This is a genomic window from Vibrio wakamikoensis (assembly GCF_050337275.1).
In the GTDB taxonomy this organism is placed as follows: Bacteria; Pseudomonadota; Gammaproteobacteria; order Enterobacterales; family Vibrionaceae; genus Vibrio; species Vibrio chaetopteri.
Map to the genome: position 1 here is coordinate 89,677 of NZ_JAKJST010000020.1, position 19,023 is coordinate 108,699.

General features: G+C 47.6%; 13 protein-coding genes. 8 read left to right on the forward strand and 5 right to left on the reverse strand.

Features of this window, described 5'->3' with window-relative positions; genetic code table 11:
* The first annotated feature begins 59 nt into the window (after positions 1 to 59).
* From L4C42_RS11770 to L4C42_RS11785, 4 genes are read left to right on the forward strand one after another with little or no spacing between them, the layout of a single operon-like run.
* Entirely contained in the window at positions 60 to 1,952 is a 1,893-nt protein-coding gene (locus L4C42_RS11770; protein WP_429760613.1) for a penicillin-binding protein activator, read from the forward strand.
* Positions 1,915 to 2,304, forward strand: coding sequence for a YraN family protein (locus L4C42_RS11775; RefSeq protein ID WP_112459864.1), 390 nt, complete (start codon positions 1,915 to 1,917; stop codon positions 2,302 to 2,304). The genes L4C42_RS11770 and L4C42_RS11775 overlap by 38 nt, the downstream gene beginning before the upstream one ends.
* Positions 2,305 to 2,306: 2 nt before the next feature.
* Entirely contained in the window at positions 2,307 to 2,897 is a 591-nt protein-coding gene (locus L4C42_RS11780; RefSeq protein WP_353497844.1) for a phosphoheptose isomerase, read from the forward strand.
* A 10-nt stretch (positions 2,898 to 2,907) separates the two neighbouring features.
* Positions 2,908 to 3,597, forward strand: a complete 690-nt coding sequence (locus tag L4C42_RS11785; RefSeq protein ID WP_429760653.1) for a BON domain-containing protein — start codon at positions 2,908 to 2,910, stop codon at positions 3,595 to 3,597.
* An 81-nt stretch (positions 3,598 to 3,678) separates the two neighbouring features.
* On the opposite strand, the gene ilvN is transcribed toward L4C42_RS11785, so the two are convergent.
* From ilvN to erpA, 5 genes are all read right to left on the reverse strand, one after another.
* Positions 3,679 to 4,173: an acetolactate synthase small subunit gene (ilvN, locus tag L4C42_RS11790; RefSeq protein WP_353497843.1), complete on the reverse strand. Its 495-nt coding sequence runs from the start codon at positions 4,171 to 4,173 to the stop codon at positions 3,679 to 3,681.
* A 1-nt stretch (position 4,174) separates the two neighbouring features.
* Positions 4,175 to 5,911, reverse strand: coding sequence for an acetolactate synthase 3 large subunit (locus tag L4C42_RS11795; protein ID WP_353497842.1), 1,737 nt, complete (start codon positions 5,909 to 5,911; stop codon positions 4,175 to 4,177).
* Positions 5,912 to 6,330: 419 nt separating this feature from the next.
* Positions 6,331 to 9,492, reverse strand: a complete 3,162-nt coding sequence (locus tag L4C42_RS11800) for an efflux RND transporter permease subunit (protein WP_429760617.1) — start codon at positions 9,490 to 9,492, stop codon at positions 6,331 to 6,333.
* A gap of 8 nt (positions 9,493 to 9,500) precedes the next feature.
* A complete protein-coding gene (locus tag L4C42_RS11805; RefSeq protein WP_353497840.1) occupies positions 9,501 to 10,610 on the reverse strand; it encodes an efflux RND transporter periplasmic adaptor subunit in 1,110 nt (369 codons plus the stop codon).
* Between the two features lie 265 nt (positions 10,611 to 10,875).
* Positions 10,876 to 11,217, reverse strand: coding sequence for an iron-sulfur cluster insertion protein ErpA (gene erpA / locus L4C42_RS11810; protein WP_353497839.1), 342 nt, complete (start codon positions 11,215 to 11,217; stop codon positions 10,876 to 10,878).
* 317 nt (positions 11,218 to 11,534) lie between these two features.
* On the opposite strand from erpA, the gene hemL reads away from it, so the two are divergent.
* The 4 genes from hemL (at position 11,535) to L4C42_RS11830 (ending at position 18,954) form a co-directional block, all read left to right on the forward strand.
* The gene (gene hemL, locus L4C42_RS11815) at positions 11,535 to 12,827 is read left to right on the forward strand and encodes a glutamate-1-semialdehyde 2,1-aminomutase (protein ID WP_353497838.1); all 1,293 of its coding nucleotides are present in this window, start codon (positions 11,535 to 11,537) and stop codon (positions 12,825 to 12,827) included.
* A 354-nt stretch (positions 12,828 to 13,181) separates the two neighbouring features.
* The gene (locus L4C42_RS11820; protein WP_429760655.1) at positions 13,182 to 14,255 is read left to right on the forward strand and encodes an AI-2E family transporter; all 1,074 of its coding nucleotides are present in this window, start codon (positions 13,182 to 13,184) and stop codon (positions 14,253 to 14,255) included.
* Between the two features lie 66 nt (positions 14,256 to 14,321).
* Complete coding sequence (gene rsmC, locus L4C42_RS11825; protein ID WP_353497836.1) at positions 14,322 to 15,344, forward strand: 16S rRNA (guanine(1207)-N(2))-methyltransferase RsmC; 1,023 nt, start codon at positions 14,322 to 14,324, stop codon at positions 15,342 to 15,344.
* A gap of 223 nt (positions 15,345 to 15,567) precedes the next feature.
* Positions 15,568 to 18,954, forward strand: a complete 3,387-nt coding sequence (locus L4C42_RS11830) for a response regulator (RefSeq protein ID WP_429760620.1) — start codon at positions 15,568 to 15,570, stop codon at positions 18,952 to 18,954.
* Positions 18,955 to 19,023: the final 69 nt, after the last annotated feature.

The window sequence follows — 19,023 nt, forward strand, 5'->3', positions numbered from 1 at the left end:
TTTACCAGCACTTCAACGATTAATATAATGATTTTACACGAATAGTGATTAAAGAGCTCATGGCAATGATGAACCCAAAGAGAAATAGTGTAACACGCCTACTGACTCCAATTGCATTGGCTTTGTCCATTGCCGCTTGTTCTACTCAGCCAAGCGCCCCAGAAAGCGTTGATATCACCCTAGCACCTACTGCCTCTTCGGAGACCTATCTGATGCGAGCTGACGCCGGTCAAGACGGTTTTGCAAACGAATGGTTGATCTTGGCATTCAAAGCATCAATTCAAGAGGGCAATTACGAGCAAGCCCAGAGACTCTCTAATCGACTTGCCAAACAAAATCTCACCACGGTGCAGCAAGCCGAGTGGCAACTCGCACGCGCGGAACTAAACCTTGCGCAAGGCAAAGCAGAACCAGCGTATCTGCAGCTTAGCTTCCCATCTGAATGGCCACTCGCGCAGCAACAATGGCAGCGTTATCATCAATTGCGCGCACAAAGCCTTGCCGCCATGGGCAATTACTTTGATGCTAGCCGTGAGCTGATTGCACAAGCAGGTTTTAGCGCCAGTGACCAGCAAGAAGCGATCAACGCCCAAATCTGGCAGTACATGAACCAGTACTCAGCGCAGGATCTATCAACCTTAGTTGCCCAGCCTAATGAAGAAGTACTGGATGGCTGGTTACAACTGGCTACCTATATGAAAGGCATGGCAGCTAGCTTGCCACAACTGCAAAATACACTAAATAACTGGCTCGCAGAAAATCCAACTCACCCAGCAGCTATCTACACTCCGCAAAGCATTTACGACATTCTCAACTTAGAGATTGCTTCGCCTCAAAGCACCGCTCTACTTCTGCCACTTTCTGGTAAGTATGCAAAGCAAGCTCAGCTGGTACGCGATGGGTTTATGATGGCGATGATGGATGACGAATTGCGCGATCCAGAGGCTATTTTTACCGTTATTGATACAAACGAAGCCACCCCTGCTGACATCAAGACAAAACTCGTCGCTAATGGTGTTGATTTTATTGTCGGCCCACTGGTTAAAGAAAATGTTGAGAAGCTACAGCAAGCTCAGCAAAACTCTGAGACACCAATCCCTGCGCTCGCACTGAATATTCCTAATGAGATAGAACCAACACAGATGATGTGTTACTTAACTCTATCTCCTGAGCAAGAGGTTGCTCAGGCAGCTCAACATCTGTCTAAAAACCAATATGCTTTCCCGCTGATCATTGCGCCGCAAGGCTCGCTGGGCAACCGTGTGGCAAAGGCTTTTGAGGCTGAATGGGCAAAAGTGAGTGACAACAAAGTCGCCGTAGCACAGTACGCGAATCGCGCACAACTACAAAAAACCATCAACAACGTGTTTGGCCTACAAGAAAGCCAGCAACGTATCGCTCAGATGGAAGCGCTAACGGGTATGAAGCTCGAAAATCAGCCACGTAGTCGTCGTGACATTGATTCCGTATACATTGTTGCCAATAATGCTGACCTTACGCTGATCAAGCCATTTATCGAAGTCGCTATTAACCCTGATGCTAAACAGCCACAGCTGTTTGCTGATTCCCACAGCCACAGTGAGAAACGTCAGTATGAAGACCTCACTGGCGTGGTATACAGTGATATTCCACTACTAGTGGAGCAAAATGTCGACCTCGATGCACAAATGACTAAGTTCTGGCCGAAGAGCTCAAATGCAGAGAAACGCCTGCAAGCACTAGGTATGGATGCCTACACGCTGACTAAAGAATTACCGCAACTGAAAGCAGTACAAGGTTACTCTGTCGATGGACAAACCGGTATGCTAACGATCGATCCAGACTGCGTAGTTCAACGCCAGATTGCTTGGGGTGTCTACGGCGAGCAACCTTCTACCGTACAAGAAACAACCGCGACTCAGGATGAGACAAGCGATGACACTACTGCCGTGGAAACGCCAATCAGCGAGTAAACGCGCCGTTGGAAAACGTTATGAGGAACTGGCCAAAGACTATCTCGGTCGTCAGGGCTTGGTTCCTCTATCAGAAAACTTCACGGTAAAATGCGGTGAAGTTGACCTGATCATGCAAGATAAATCGAGCATTGTGTTTGTGGAGGTCAAATACCGACGCAATCAATGTTATGGTAGCGCCCAAGAAATGGTGACGCGAGCCAAAGCAAAAAAGCTCGAAAAAGCCGCCACACTGTGGCTGCTCAAAAATGGCCTATCGCCATACGAGACCGAATTTCGATTTGATGTGGTTGCCATTCACGAACAAGGCAACGACATCAACTGGATAAAAAACGCCATCACTCAAGGATAACCATGCGCGATAGCATCAAAGAAAGTTTTACTGAAAGCATCCAAATTCAAATCGCCGCCGCCGAAGCGCTGCCAGACGCCATCACTCACGCTGCACAAGCAATGGTCGCAACACTGCTCAATGGCAACAAAATTCTGTGCTGCGGTAACGGCGGGTCAGCGTCCAACGCTCAGCAATTTGTCTCATGCCTACTGAACCGTTTTGAAACCGAACGTCCAAGTCTGCCTGCAATGACACTGACTGCTGACAGCACCACCATGACCGCAGTGGCGAACGACTACAACTTTGAAGATATCTTTGCCAAACAAGTGCGCGCCTTCGGCCAAACTAACGATATCTTGTTGGCAATTTCAACCAGCGGTAACAGCAAAAACGTCATTAAAGCGATGGAAGCGGCTGTGACTCGAGATATGACCATCATTGCCTTTACCGGCAAAGATGGTGGCGAAATGGCCGGCTTATTGGGCGAAAACGATGTGGAAATACGTATCCCATCTCAACGCACCTCACGCATTCATGAAGTCCACATGGTGACACTCCACTGCTTGTGCGATCTCATCGACCAAGTGCTATTCCCATCTCACGAAGAGTAACATTATGAAGATGTCTAAAGTAATGGCACTGCTCATGGCCAGTATGTTCCTTTCGGGCTGTGCCGGTCTATTTGTAGCAGGTGCTGCGACGACGGTAAACCTCGTCACCGATACGCGCAGCGCAAAAGAGATTTGGAATGACAGTGCCCTTGAGTCAGAAGTAGCTGGTATGGGTAACAAAGCGCCCTATGTTAGCAACGTACGCGTCGTTGCCAGCTCACAGCGTGGTACTGTCGTGCTAATGGGACAGGCGAATACGGAAGCGCTTCGTAGCCAGCTTGAAAACCAAGTTAAAGGTCTTAATGGCGTAAAAATTGTCTACAACCAAGTCCGCGTTAAGCAGCCACTTAGCTTCACGCAAATCAGCAATGACAGCTGGTTGACGACGAAGGTCAAGTCAGCGCTCTTGACCGACGAAAGACTCAACGGCGTCAAAATCAAAGTCATCACTGAAGACAGTGAAGTGTTTCTACTGGGTTATGTGTCTAAAGAGCACGCCGATGTGGCCACAGAAATCGCCAGAAATGTATCCGGCGTAAAACAGGTGATCCGTGCGTTCCAATTCAGTGAGCAACAAGAAAAGCTCAACACAGAAGCCGAGCCTGAACAGCCAGCAGCAGTTGAAGAGCAGCCTCAACAAGAAGAGGAAATGAAGCCAATCATCGAAGAGCCTGCTCCTTTTGTGGAAATCGAAGGTTAACCTTCTTAGGTCAATGAACCCGAGCAAAGCAAAAGGCCAGTCACTTGACTGGCCTTGTTTTTAATCAATAGCTTAATTGGCTTATGGCTTTAGCGCACGCTCACCACGAGCAATGCCAACAATACCGCTTCGAGCCACCTCAACCACATCCGTCACTTCTGATAGCGCTGACACAAACGCATCAAGCTTTTCAGCCGTGCCTGCAAGTTGAACCGTATATTGCGACGAAGTGACATCAACAATCTGGCCACGAAAGATATCCGCCGTACGCTTCACTTCTGCACGCGCAAAACCGCTCGCTTTGACTTTAACCATCATTAGCTCGCGCTCAATGTGCTCAAACTCAGTCACTTCCTGAACCTTAAGGACATCAATCAGCTTATGCAGGTGCTTTTGGATCTGCTCAAGCTCCATTTTATCCGATTCTGTGGTGATGTTAAGGCGTGATAACGTCTCATCATCGGTTGGCGATACGTTGAGTGATTCGATGTTGTAGCCGCGCTGAGAGAACAGGCCAACCACTCGAGAAAGTGCACCCGGCTGGTTTTCCAATAGTAGCGAAATGATATGTCTCATATTAGGTTCTCTCCGTCTTACTTAGCCACATCTTATCCATGCCTTCCCCTTTGATTTGCATCGGGTAAACGTGCTCTGTTTCATCAACATTGATATCAACGAACACGAGGCGATCTTTCATCTCTAGCGCTTTCTTCAGACCAGATTCAAGTTCGCTTGGGTTGGAAATGCGAATACCTACGTGGCCATAAGCTTCAGCAATAGCAGCAAAGTCAGGCACCGAATCCATGTAGGAGTTAGAGTGACGACCCTGATAAATAATATCCTGCCACTGTTTTACCATCCCTAAGAAACGGTTGTTGAGGTTGATTATTTTAACCGGCACATCGTATTGCATAGCCGTCGACAGCTCTTGAATGTTCATCTGAATACTGCCATCACCGGTGACACACACCACCTCTTCATCTGGGTAAGCAAACTTCACCCCAATCGCTGCTGGGAAGCCAAAGCCCATGGTGCCAAGACCACCTGAGTTGATCCAGCGGCGTGGCTTATTAAACGGATAGTAGAGCGCAGCAAACATTTGGTGCTGACCCACATCGGATGCCACAAACGCGTCACCGCCCGTCAGCTTGTGCAGCACTTCAATGACCTGCTGTGGCTTAATACGCTCTTCCGAGGTTTCGTAACCAAGACAGTTACGCTCTTTCCAAGAAGCAATATCATCCCACCAAGCATTAAGCGCAGCTTCATCATTGGTGCCACCCTGCTCTACCAGAAGTTTCAACATGGTCTCTAGAATCACATCCGCAGAGCCAACAATCGGCAAATCAGCGCGTACGTTTTTCGAGATCGAAGAAGGGTCGATATCAATATGTACTACCTTGGCATTTGGGCAGTACTTGTCGAGGTTGTTGGTGGTACGGTCGTCAAAACGAACACCAACACCAAAAATAAGGTCAGCATTATGCATCGCAAGGTTGGCTTCGTAAGTACCATGCATACCCAGCATACCTAATGCGTTTTTATGTGTGCCAGGAAACGCACCCAAACCCATCAACGTGCTGATGACGGGTAGGTTCAACGTTTCAGCCAGCTTAATGATGTGTTGGTCTGCCTCAGACATGATGGCACCACCACCCACATACAAAACAGGTTTCTTCGCTTCTAAAATCGCTTTTAGCGCTTTTTTGATTTGCCCTTTATGACCCGATGTCGTCGGATTGTATGAGCGCATCTTAACGGTTTCAGGGTACTCGTAAGGGAACTTGATCTGCGGATTCATGACATCCTTCGGAATATCAACAACAACCGGACCTGGGCGGCCAGTAGACGCGATATAGAAGGCTTTTTTCAGCGTTTCAGGGATATCTTCAGCACGTTGCAATAGGAAACTGTGCTTAACCACCGGACGGGATACACCGACCATATCACACTCTTGGAACGCATCATTACCGATCAGATTGTTCGGTACGTTACCAGAGAGCACCACCATAGGGATCGAGTCCATGTAAGCGGTAGCGATACCGGTAATGGTGTTGGTCGCACCAGGACCTGAACACACAAGTACCACACCCGGCTTACCGGTAGCACGTGCGTAACCATCAGCCATGTGTGTCGCGGCTTGTTCGTGGCGAACGAGGACGTGTTGGATATTCTCGCGCTTTTCATGCAGCGCATCGTAGATATCAAGAACGGAACCACCTGGGTAACCAAAGATTTGTTGTACACCTTCGTCAATCAAAGATTGAACGATCATCTCTGCACCAGATAGCATTTCTGGGGTTGAATCTGCCATATTGTCTCCTTACCAGTTACTTCAACAATCAGGTTGTTGCTGAGCTGGCATTACATAGTTAGGTCTTATTCGTAGCCTAAATCGAAACTACTCACTTTTCAGCTATGTCACATAGCTTGTCATAACAAGCAATATGTTTACGCAACAACTGTAACGCTTTCTTTGCACAAGATCTAACCCGACAAAGGCTGCAAAAAACACACTTACCTTCGAAATGATAGGTTTGCCAACATTTGTCTTACCCAGAGAAACAAAACCAAACCAATAACCTAGTATCAAATAAAATTCAGAGTTAAATACTGCGTAATTTATCAAAAACTGGCAAAAACTTATCAGCAATTCTGATTGCTCACTCGAAATCACTAGGGGAAATTAATAAAAAAACCCCATATTTTGTTAAATAATGGGGCTTTGATTCACTAGGCCGCTTCAACGGGCTTTTTTACAGGTTTCGACCTCAATCGTCGTAACGTGCGTCGCAACATCGACGGCTGCTGTTTTTGCTGTTCTGTTTTACCTAACATCAGCAAACACGGCGTTAATACTAAGGTCAATACCGTAGCAAACGCCAAGCCGCCCGCTACCGCGGTTGCAAGCTGTGACCACCACTGAGTGCTTGGTGCGCCAAACTCAATTTTTTGATTGATGAGGTCGACGTTCATCTCCAGCACCATAGGCATCAAACCCAAAATCGTGGTCACCGTGGTGAGCATTACCGGACGCAAACGCTGTACACCCGTTCTTAAGATCGCTTCACGCTTATCCAAACCGCGCTTAATCAGCTGGTTATAGGTATCAATCAGTACGATGTTGTTATTAACCACAATCCCCGCTAGCGCGATAACACCGATGCCTGACATGATGATGCCAAATGGACGCTGGAACACCAATAGACCCGCAAACACTCCCACGGTTGAAAAAATCACTGCACTCAAGATCAATAGCGCTTGATAGAAGCTATTGAATTGAGTGATCAAGATTAGCGCCATGACGGCCAGAGCGACCATAAAGGCACTTTGCAGGAACTCCGATGAATTCTTCTGCTCTTCATTTTGACCTTTGATAACAAACTCAACACCACTTGGCAGTTCAATCTGGTTGAGCTGCTCCATAAAGCCTGGTAGCTCAACCGCGAGATTGTAGCCATCCGCCATGTCGGCTTTGACATTGATAACGCGCACGCCATCTAAACGGTTAATGGTGTCTTGCTTCTGCTCTGGTGTGATTTCAGCAAAGTTGGTAATAGGCACCAGACCTGCCGGCGTCTTAACGCGAAGTTCATCAAAACGGCCAATATCACGATGCTCTTCTGGGAATCGCACTAAAATATCGACCTCTTCGGTAGAATCGTCAGGTAGATAATCACCAATTTTTAGGCCGTTGGTCACAAACTGAACCGTGTTACCTACCAGTGTCGCGTCCGCACCAAAGCGAGCAGCATCATCTCGGCTGATATCAATTTGCCAATCTATCCCTGGTTTGTTTGACGTGTCACTGACGTTCGTCAGTTTGGCATTGCCATCCGCCCAGCGACGCACTTCTTTTGCAGCTGCATCTAAACCATCAGGAATACGAGCAGAAAGTTCGACCACCAAATCATGCTCAACCGGGGGGCCTGCATCAGGGAACTTGTACTCAATCTCTACCCCCGCAAACTGATCCGTCGTTTGCTTAAGCTCTTCGATGATAGCGGGCACCTTGCGACGATACTGCCAATCCAATGGGGTAATTTGAATCACACCAATTTCATCTTTACCGCCTGTTTTGGTGTAAACACTTTCAAACTCATCATGACCCAGCATCACCTTCTCAACAACACGCATCACCTCGTCTTTTTCATTGATAGACAAGTCTCCGTGAGAACGCACTTTGACATTAAAGTAAGGCGGATCAACTTCTGGGAAAAACTCAGCGCCAAGGCCTGCTTTGTTGTATGCCACTCCAACGCCGATTGCCATAGCAATCGCCAGTAGCAGCACTTTTAAAGGATGGCCAAGAGCAATATCTAGGGTGTGATAGTAAAGCTTGGTAATACCGGTCGCTTTATCAAACTCGCCCTCATGCAGCGCCACCATTTTCTTTTGCTGAGTCGGTGAAACATATTGCGGCTTACCAATCAGGCCGCCGAGCACTGGCACAAACAGCAGTGCCATCACTAACGACGCCGTCAGCGTTGCAATGAGCGTCATCGGCAAGTACTTCATGAACTCACCAGTAATATCCGGCCAGAATAGCAGCGGTGCAAACGCAGCCAAGGTAGTTGCCGTGGATGCCGTGATCGGCCAAGCCATGCGTTTGGCTGCATCACGATACGCTTCTTTACGCTCCATCCCTTCTTGCATGCGGCGATCAGCAAATTCGGTAACAACGATTGCGCCATCGACCAGCATGCCCACCGCCATAATGAGTGAGAACAGTACAACGATATTGACCGTAAGGCCAAATACCGACAGCACAAGTAGGCCGGTCAAGAACGAGCCAGGAATCGAAATGCCGACCAATAGCGCAGTGCGAACACCAAGGATAGCGATGATAACAACAACCACCAAAATGATTGCTGATAAGATATTGTTTTGCAGATCATTGAGCATGATCTTCACATCTTTCGATTCATCCTTAGTGAACTTCACCTGAAGGTTGTTTGGCCATTCATCACGAAGCTGAGCTTGTCGCAGCACTTCTTTGACCAATGAGACAGTTTCAATGATGTTCTCACCAGCACGCTTTTTGACATCCAATACCACTGCAGAGCGTCCATCAAGACGAGCAAAACTGTCAGGGTCTCGGAAAGCGCGGCGAACTGTCGCGACGTCTCCAAAAGTGATCACTTGTTTGCCATCCACCTTAACAGGCAGCTCCAACACATCTTTTAGGCTGTTGAACACTGACGGTACTTTGACCGAAAAACGGCCATAACCGGTATCAACAAAGCCAGCGGCTACCACGCGGTTGTTCAGGGCAATCAGGTTGTAAATATCACCTTGGTCGAGCCCATAGCTTTCCATCAGTAGCGGGTCGACCACAATCTCAACAATGTCTTCACGGTCACCAGCAATGTCTACCTCCAATACTTGGCGGTAGCTTTCAAGCTTGTCACGCAACTGGCGAGCAAGCTGCACTATGGTGCGTTCTGGAACGGTGCCGTAAAGTACAACCGAGAGCACAGGTTGCTGTGACGCAAAGGTCACCTCGTTAACTGTCGGTTCATCACTGTCTTCTGGCAACTTAGGCTTAGCAAGGTCAACAGCATCACGTACGTCTGCCATCGCCTTGGTCAAATCAACGCCGACATTAAACTCAAGTGTTACTGAGGCGTGACCTTCCGATGCCACCGCCGTCATCTCTTTCACGCCTTCAATCGAGCGCAACTCTTTTTCTAGCGGTCTGACGAGCAATCGCTCACTATCATCCGGCGAAATACCTTGGTGACCCACAGACACATAGATGATTGGGATGGTGATATCTGGACTCGATTCTTTGGGAATAGTGTTGTAAGTCACGACACCGGCAATGAGCACCAGAGCCAGCAAGCTGAGCATGGTTCTAGAGCGCGACAGCGCCGCATCAATTAATGCAAACATGCGGCCTCCTATTGCTGCTGTTCAGCGATTTGATTGGCCTCAGCGACACTGATGGCTTCGACCTGATCGCCATGACGAACGAAACCTTGTCCAAGGACGATGATGTCACTCTTAGTGCCAAGCCCGGTCAGCCAGACACCATCTTGCTCAGCTTTAACCAACTGGATGGGTACAAAGTCCACATGATTATCTTTAAGCGTTTTCACACCTAGATTGCCGATTTCATCCAGTGCTAACATTGCTGGCGTGATTTTGATCGCCAGTTGCTCATCCAATGCCAATTCCACTTCTGCACTGACACCCGCAGGAATGCGCTGATTTGGATTCGGCACAGCAATTTCAATCGGGAAAGTATTGGTTGAAACGGAAGAGACGCGCGAAATGTAACGCAGCGTACCCGTAACTTCTTCACCACCAACAAAACGAATTGTAGAGGTTTGGTTTGGCGTGAGTTTTTGAATATGACGTTCACTAACATCCGCTTCAATGACTAGAATATCTAAATCAATGAGCGTCGCTACAGGATCGCCAACACCGACAAAATCACCCAGCTCGATCGACAAATGGTCGACGATGCCGGTAAACGGAGCGGTTACCGTAGTATTGCGCAGAGCAAGTTTCGCTGCACTCACCATCGCTTTAGCTTCGGTTAGGTTAGCTGCAGCAGTCGAGTAAGCCACCTCACCTTGCAGTCCTCTACTTTTCAAAGACTTGGAGGCATTAAATTCTTGCTGCCTAACATTGAGCATCGCCTGAGCACGCTCCAGTTGAATATTGAGGTCACCTTTGTCAATTTGTGCAATCGCCTGCCCTTTTTTCACCTCATCGCCTTTCTCGACGTTGAGCTTGATAATCTTGCCGGCAATTTCAGCGCCCAACCGAGCAGTGCGATCGGGTGCTGTACGACCATATAAATCGATCTTCTTATCGATCTTTTCTGCGCTAAATTCTTGATAAACCACTCGGGCAAGTGGAATGATTTGCTCTTTTTTCTGATTTGGCGCTTCTTCAGCCTTTAAAACCCCAAGACCAAGCCAAGTGGAGAGTGCTACGACGCATACCAAAGAGATTAACCAAGGACGTTTGGATAGAAAGTTGCCACGTTGAGTAGTTGGCATAATAATTTCCCTATTATTGTAATCCGACACTGCCGACCTTCTACGAAGCGGAGCAGCATCCGGTTTAAAAACTACGAATAATCAATCGCTAAACGACAACTTTCTGTCAGATACTGTGCGCTGACTACTGACTCGAGTGTAACAAAAACCCCTTTTGTAGATAACATTCATTTTGCTTATTATTGAAGTTTTTTAACCTCTCCGATATTCCAGGTAAAAAAAAGGCGAACTAGATGTTCGCCTCTCTTCAACTTATTCTTTAGAACTACACGCTAAACGATGCACCACAACCACACGTTGTGGTCGCGTTCGGGTTATCAACGAAGAAGCGTGAACCTTCAAGACCTTCGGTATAGTCAACTGTGCCACCAATCAGGTATTGCAAACTCATTGGATCAACAACCAGCGTCACACCACACTTTTCGATGGTAGTATCACCGTCGTTAACGCTCTCATCAAAGGTAAAACCGTACTGAAAACCACTACAGCCACCACCGGTGATGTATACACGAAGCTTAAGCTCTGGGTTTTCCTCTTCTGCGATCAACGCATTAACACGCGTCGCCGCTGCCTCAGAAAAATTTAATGGAATAGCTACATCACTCACAGGAACCTCTCTTGCTACTCTGCCTCAAACGCCTGTTTGCACCAACCAAGACCATTGCAAACCCTAGTGTTCAAAACAAGCGGCGATGAATTAACAGCGCTCAATACTTAGCCGAGCATCATTGTATTTTGTAAAGTTATTGTCGGTGATTATCTAATACCTGAGTGCTTCGTTCAAGTATTAGACAAAACCAAATTAATAGAGATGTACCTAAAACTCGTATCAATATGAGAAAATGTGCTCAAAACACTTCTCGATTCGATTTGTAGATGTACAATGCAGCACACTTGGTCCGAACAAGCAAAGAGGAACTTTCCATGACCAAATCAGCAGAGCTGTATGAAAAAGCGCAACAGACCATCCCTGGTGGTGTTAACTCTCCGGTTCGTGCCTTTAACGGCGTAGGTGGTTCACCTATTTTCGTTGAACGTGCCGATGGTCCATTGATGTTTGATGCTGATGGTAAAGCCTACATCGACTACGTAGGTTCATGGGGTCCAATGATCCTTGGTCACAACCACGCAGTGATCCGTGATGCAGTGATCGATGCAGCTCAGCGTGGCCTTAGCTTTGGTGCGCCAACCGAAATGGAAATCAACATGGCGGAGCTGGTTCGCAAACTGGTACCTTCCATGGAACAGCTACGCATGGTGAGCTCAGGTACGGAAGCGACCATGAGTGCTATCCGCCTCGCTCGTGGCTACACGGGTCGTGACAAGATCATCAAATTCGAAGGTTGCTACCACGGTCACGCTGACAGCCTACTAGTAAAAGCTGGCTCTGGCGCACTAACACTCGGTCAGCCAAGCTCACCGGGCGTCCCTGCTGACTTTGCTAAATACACATTGACAGCACGCTTCAACGACCTGGCGTCTGTAAAAGCGCTATTCGAAGCGAACAAAGGTGAAATCGCTTGTATCATCGTTGAACCTGTTGCGGGCAACATGAACTGTATTCCACCCGTTGAAGGCTTCCACGAAGGTCTGCGTCAGATCTGTGATGACGAAGGCGCACTGCTTATCTTTGATGAAGTCATGACTGGTTTCCGTGTTGCACAAGGCGGCGCGCAAGCATACTACAACATCAAACCAGACCTAACGACGCTTGGTAAGATCATTGGTGGCGGCATGCCAGTTGGCGCGTTCGGTGGCCGTAAAGAGGTGATGCAGCACATCGCACCAACCGGTCCTGTGTATCAAGCGGGCACTTTGTCTGGTAACCCAATTGCGATGGCGGCTGGCTTTGCATGTCTGACACTGCTTTCTGAAGAAGGCAACGAAAAGCGCCTTGCTCAAAAAACTAAGCACCTAGCAAATGGCTTCAAATCTCTGGCAGACAAACACGGCATTCCATTGGTAGTTAACCAAGTGGGCGGTATGTTCGGTTTCTTCTTCACCGACCAAGAAACCATCACTTGCTACGAAGATGTCGCGAAATGCGATGTAGAACGATTCAAGCGCTTCTTCCACCTTATGCTAGACCACGGTGTTTACCTGGCACCATCAGCGTTTGAAGCAAGCTTTACTTCACTGGCTCACGGCTCGAAAGAAATCGATGCAACGCTTGAAGCCGCTGACCGCTGCTTTGCGATGCTTGCTCAAGAGGCATAATCAAGAGTTAACCTCTTAAGAAGTTGAGAAAAGGGCTGAGCATATCAGCCCTTTTTTAATGCCATCTTTTTATGCCTGCCAGTTGAATATCACCAGCAGCACTAAAAGCCCAATCGTGATTGAAAACCAGGATATTTTGCGCGTTTTTTTCTTGCCTTGCTCACAGTTTTTGTCACCGTTACAACAACCCATCGAACTCTCCTACCGCCTCAGAACTGACAAGATTTTAAATTGATCACTCAAAGATTTACGTCCATTATATGACCAATACTGCTTATGTCTGTCAGCGTTTGTCGAACATTGACGATATCGCATCTACACTTCCAGTAAAAAGGAAACTTCGTGAACAACAAAATGAACGTGACGGCCAGCCATTGGGTACTGATTGTTGCCCTACTCTTTGCCGCGTTTGCCTGCTATCTCTTAGTGGAGCCTTACATCAACTCCATTATCATGGCATTTATCTTGTCACTATTGATGTTTCCTATCCATGAATGGATTGAACAAAAGCTTCCTAAGCACAAGAACATTGTTGCCTTGCTCTCTTGTATCGTACTGACCTTTATTATTGTCATGCCACTCATGTTGGTCTTTAGCGCGATTGTTCAACAAGGTTCCGTCTTCTCCCAGAACATGTACCAATGGGTGACCGGCGGCGGCATTCAAGAAGTTATCGCCCACCCTTGGGTCGTCACTGGTCTTGATTTCGTCAACGAATACCTACCTTTCGATGCTATTAATCCGCAAGACATCGCTCAAAAGGCGGCGGAATTTGCCACCTCTCTTGGCTCTAACCTAGTTGCTATGAGCGCAAAAATTCTTGGCGATGCCACTAACTTCTTGATGAACTTCTTCTTGATGTTGTTTGTATTGTTCTTCCTACTGCGCGATCACGACAAACTCATCGCAGCAATCCGTCATATTTTGCCGTTTTCTCGTAGCCAAGAAGACCGCCTACTGAGTGAAATTGAAAAAGTATCCAAGTCTGCAGTCATGGGCTCGTTTTTAACCGCAATCGCACAAGGTGCCGCTGGCGGCTTTGGTATGTGGATGGCAGGATTCCCTGGACTATTCTGGGGCACCATGATGGGCTTCGCTTCATTCATTCCAGTGGTGGGTACGGCGCTGATTTGGATTCCTGCTACGGCGTATCTTCTGATCACCGGTGACACTAGTTGGGGGCTATTCTTGGCTGTTTGGAGTATCGCCGTGGTTGGCTCAATTGATAACGTACTGCGCCCACTGCTAATGCAAGGTAGTGCGGGTATGAATACACTAATGATCTTCTTCTCGCTACTTGGTGGTATTCACTTGTTTGGTCTTATCGGCCTAATCTACGGCCCGCTGATCTTCGCGATTACTATGGTGTTGTTCAACATGTATGAAGAGGAATTCAAAGAATTCCTTGATGGCCAAGATAGAAGCTAGAGTCTTTTTTCAGGGAGGGGTTTGTGAGAGAATCGCCTCCCTTTTTATTTCGAGAGAAACATCGCCATGGCAAGCTACATCGCACCCAGTCAAATTGCACAACGACAACTAGAGTATTTTGCCGGCAAGCGTGTGTTGGTTATTGGTGAAATAGAAGATAGCTTCCCGATTGAACTGAGCCGCCACTGCGACAAAGTAACGGTATTCACCAGCAACTACATTACCTATCGTTCACTGCAATCTTCATCAAAAATCGACACTCTATTTGGCGCATCGCTACCAGCCGATATTGATGCAGACATGGTCTTACTTTACTGGCCAAAGGCGAAAGCAGAAGCGCAAATGCTACTGCATATGTCACTGGCAGCACTTGGCAATGAGACCGAAATCGTGGTGGTGGGTGAAAATCGCTCGGGCGTAAAAAGCATTGAGAAGATGTTTGCCACCTACGGTCCCATCAATAAGTACGACTCAGCAAGACGCTGCTCATTTTATTGGGGCATTTGCCAACAAGCTCCTGATTCGTTTGATTTACAAAGTCAAATCAAGACTTACCATGTTGAGCTCAATGGCATTGCTATCACTGTAAAGAGCCTACCTGGGGTATTTAGCCACGGTGAGTTCGACCACGGCACTCAACTTCTGCTCAATAACCTTCCAGAGCTCACAGGCAAAGTACTCGACTTTGGTTGTGGCGCGGGCATCATTGGCGCTTATATGGGTCTGAAGAACCCAACGAGTAAGCTTAACCTATGTGATATCAACGCGTTTGCGATTGAGTCAAGTAAGCAGACTCTCGCTGCCAATGGATTATCGGGTGAGGTTTTTGCCTCTGATGTGTATTCCGATATCGGCAACGATTTTGATTTTATCGTCAGCAACCCGCCTTTTCATGCAGGGCTCGATACCAGCTACTCAGCGACAGAAACCCTATTATCTGATGCCCCTAAACATTTAAATAAACAGGGTCAGCTTTGGATTGTCGCCAACAGTTTCCTCAAATATCCGCCGATTATTGAGCAGCAGTTTGGTCATTGTAAGACAGTGGCCAAAAACCGTAAATTTGCCATTTATCACGCTGCAAAATAACCTTCTCTGTTAGATTTTATCGCGCTATCAACCACAATAACCGGCACTGAATAGCGCGATAATTCTCTCAATTCTCGGTAATCTCTTACAAAGCTAACCAACTAACGGTAATTTTGTGTGTCCCAACACGCTTTACCTGTCACTTACTTGCCAATAAAAAATAAGTCTATAAATTGGCAAGGTTAAGAGTGTCTAGTTGATTGAGTGAGAGAATCTTTCCCCCATGTTAAAGCTGCGTCGCAAACAGAAATTTAAACGATTGCAAAACACCCTGATGATGGCGTTTTTGGTGCTCAGCATCACGCCGCTCACTATCATTGCGCTTTTCTTTCTTAATGCACATAGCCAAGATCTTCGCGACCAAAGCACCTCTCACCTTGTTTCACTGCGAGATACTAAAAAGCAGCAGATCGTCGATTATTTTAATGCTCAAGAGTCCGAAGTCATGGGCTTTGTTCGCTCCGAGCTTGCTTTTGCCAGTGGCGGCCGTTTCTACGGTCTAGTCAATGCATTCCAAAGCCTCGGCGACGATATTGAGCAAGCCCGTCAACATGCTCAGGAGCGTTATATTCTTGGCTCCGGCGACCAAGTGAAAACCACCATTCTCCCAGACTCTAGTAGTTACGTTGGTAGTGAGCGCTATCGCTTACTACACAAACGTTACCACCGCGCTTTTATGGAACACTTAAAGCGCTCAGATTTCGATGACATCATCTTGGTCGATTTAGCGGGTAACGTGACTTACTCGGTGTACAAATTCGATTACTTCGGCACTAACCTCGAAACCGGCAGCTATTCAACTCGTGTCTTAGGTGAGACGTTTGCGCGCCTTACATCGGAAGTGAAACTCAAACGCAAAGAAAACGAAGAATACACACCTGTCATCGTCTCAGACTTTGCTGAATATGAAGGTAAGCAGTATGCTTGGGTGGGTGCTCCAATCATCCAACAAGGTTACTTGCACAGTTATGCGATGTTCCGACTGCCAATTAGCGGTATCACTAAGCTGATTACCGATGGAACACCGCAAGACATCAACGTACTTTTAGTGGGGAGCGACCACTCAGCGAAAATTATTGGCTTAAGCGAAGAAACTATCGCCAATAGTGACACCGTGATCTCCGAAGCCTTATCTGGCATCACCGATGTCAGCCGCTATCAAAGTGCATTAGGTGAAAAATACTTTGCCGCATTTGCGCCTATCGCGCTTAACACAACCCATTGGGCACTGGTTGTCGAAACCCCTGAGGCAATTGCGTTTGCCAGCGTCAATCAGCTAGAGACCTTGTTTGTGGTCGCCATGCTGACTGCGATTGTTGTCGTGGTCATCGCATCACACTACCTTTCTAACTTCATTACATCACCGCTATTGAAACTTACCTGGGCTGCAGAGCGCGCTTCTGGGGGCGACCTTGACCCTTCGATTATTAGTTTGGAACGTGCCGATGAAATTGGCCGTCTTGCACTCAGTTTTGAACGTATGCGCCGCTCAATTAAGGACAAGATTGAGCTCATTAAAAGCCAAAACCAAGAACTAGAACAAAGCCTTGCGATCATCAAAAAACAAAACGAAGAATTACAGCTGGCCGATAAGCTCAAAGATGAATTTCTTGCAACCACATCGCATGAGCTGCGTACTCCACTGCATGGCATGATTGGTATTGCTGAAGCGATGATTTCTGGTGCCAATGGCCCCATTGGCGCCAATCACAAGTACCAGCTGGATATCATCGTCAACAGTGGCCAACGTCTTGCGAGCTTGGTTGATGATCTGCTCGATTACCACAAAATGCGCTACGGTAGCCTTGATATCGAACGTCAAGCTCTGAGCCTAACCAGCACGACTCAACTGGTGATTGAGCTCTCTAACCACTTACTTGGCGACAAAAAGATCCGCATTATCAACCAAGTCCTTGAACCGCTGCCGTTGATTTCAGCCGACCCGCAGCGCCTTGAGCAAGTGCTTTACAACTTACTTGGTAACGCGATTAAGTACACCAACGAAGGTAAAATTGTCCTTTCCGCGACTGCTATGAGTGACCATATTCGCGTTCAGGTGGTCGACACCGGCCAAGGTATCCCAGCTCAGCAGCTTGAACACATTTTTGAGCCTTTAGTACAGGCAGGCCACGACTCCGGTCATTACCGCCAAGGTGCCGGGCTGGGTCTTTCCATTAGCCGTCAGCTTATCGAGCTCATGGGTGGCTCGCTGTACGTAAGCAGTCAGCCACATGTCGGCACAACGTTCAGCTTTACGCTGCCTCTAGCTACCCAACAAGAAATTGAAGCGCAATCACAAGCTTGCTCTGTGAGTCATTTTCAAATTTCTGAATCCGCAGAGCTCGCTCTGGAAGAAGAGGAAGTACTACCTGAAAACCCTAATGGCCCAGTATTGCTCATTGCTGACGATGAGCCGGTGAACCTGCGCATTCTCGAAAGCTTCCTGCGACTAGAAGGCTATCAAGTACGCCTGGCCAAAGACGGTATTGAAGCGCTGGATCAGATTGAGAAAGAAAAGCCAGAACTGCTACTACTCGACATTATGATGCCAGGCATGAGCGGCTTTGAAGTGTGTGAGTCGGTACGTGAAACTTACGACCACGCAGCACTGCCTATCATCATGCTTACCGCTCTTAACCAACCAGAAGACCGAGTACGCGGCTTTGAGCTGGGTGCTAATGACTACTTGGCGAAACCGTTTAGTAAGCCGGAACTCGCTGCTCGTATTGCAGCTCACTTGCAGGCAAGCAAAGCCGAAGAGCGCCGCGCGGAAAACCAAAACCTGAAATACGAGCTCAAACAGCGAGCCATGGTCGAAGCTAGCTTACTTGAAACCCAAGGACGTTTGATTGAACAACTCGACAATGCTCCTGAAGCCATTTTGTGTATCCGAGAAGATCTTAAGGTTCAGTTTGCTAACCAAAGTGCCGGACGCCTGTTTAAGCGCTCTGTTGAGCAGCTCAAGCGTGCCAGCATTGAAGAGTTAATCGCGCCGAAATTCATTCACCTAAACCAGGAGCATTACTTTGGTGAAATTGATGCCTTCGTCGATGATGTTCGTCAGCACATTAATGCCGACATCATGATGCTTCCTGAAGGTTCTGGACTGAAGAGTATTTATATCTTTGAGCAAGGAATGTCGCTCGATGCTAGCCGAGTGAAGAACCTCGAAACGGCCATCGATGCCCTATCTACTTATGCTATTGAAGGTGATAAAGCCAAGCTTAAAGAACTCAAAGAGCTCGGTGGTGAGTTCACTCGCTTAGCTGATAAAGCGGAAGGTGAAGAAAAATCGCGTCCGGAAATTATGCGCGAGATCCTCGTCGAAACCATGACCACATCACTAACCTACTGGGAGAGTGTCACAGGCCAAAGCAAGTTTGCCTTCGCTGAGCAAAGTGGGCTGTGGCGCGTCTACTTAGACCGCAGCACGCTTCAAACCCGAACATTAGATAAGTACCTGCGCCTTGAAACGCTGCCGAAAACGCCACGATGGCGCACTGTCCTAAGCTCTGTGGAATACATTCTAGAGCACTGCCATAAGCAAGGACCAGAGCGCGACTACATCATTAGTTTACGCGATAAACTTCAGCGCCTTCTAACCAGCTAGCGAAGCTCAAATCCAACCCTGAGCCAGTTACTCAAGCCATAAAAAAACCACGGTCATCACCGTGGTTTT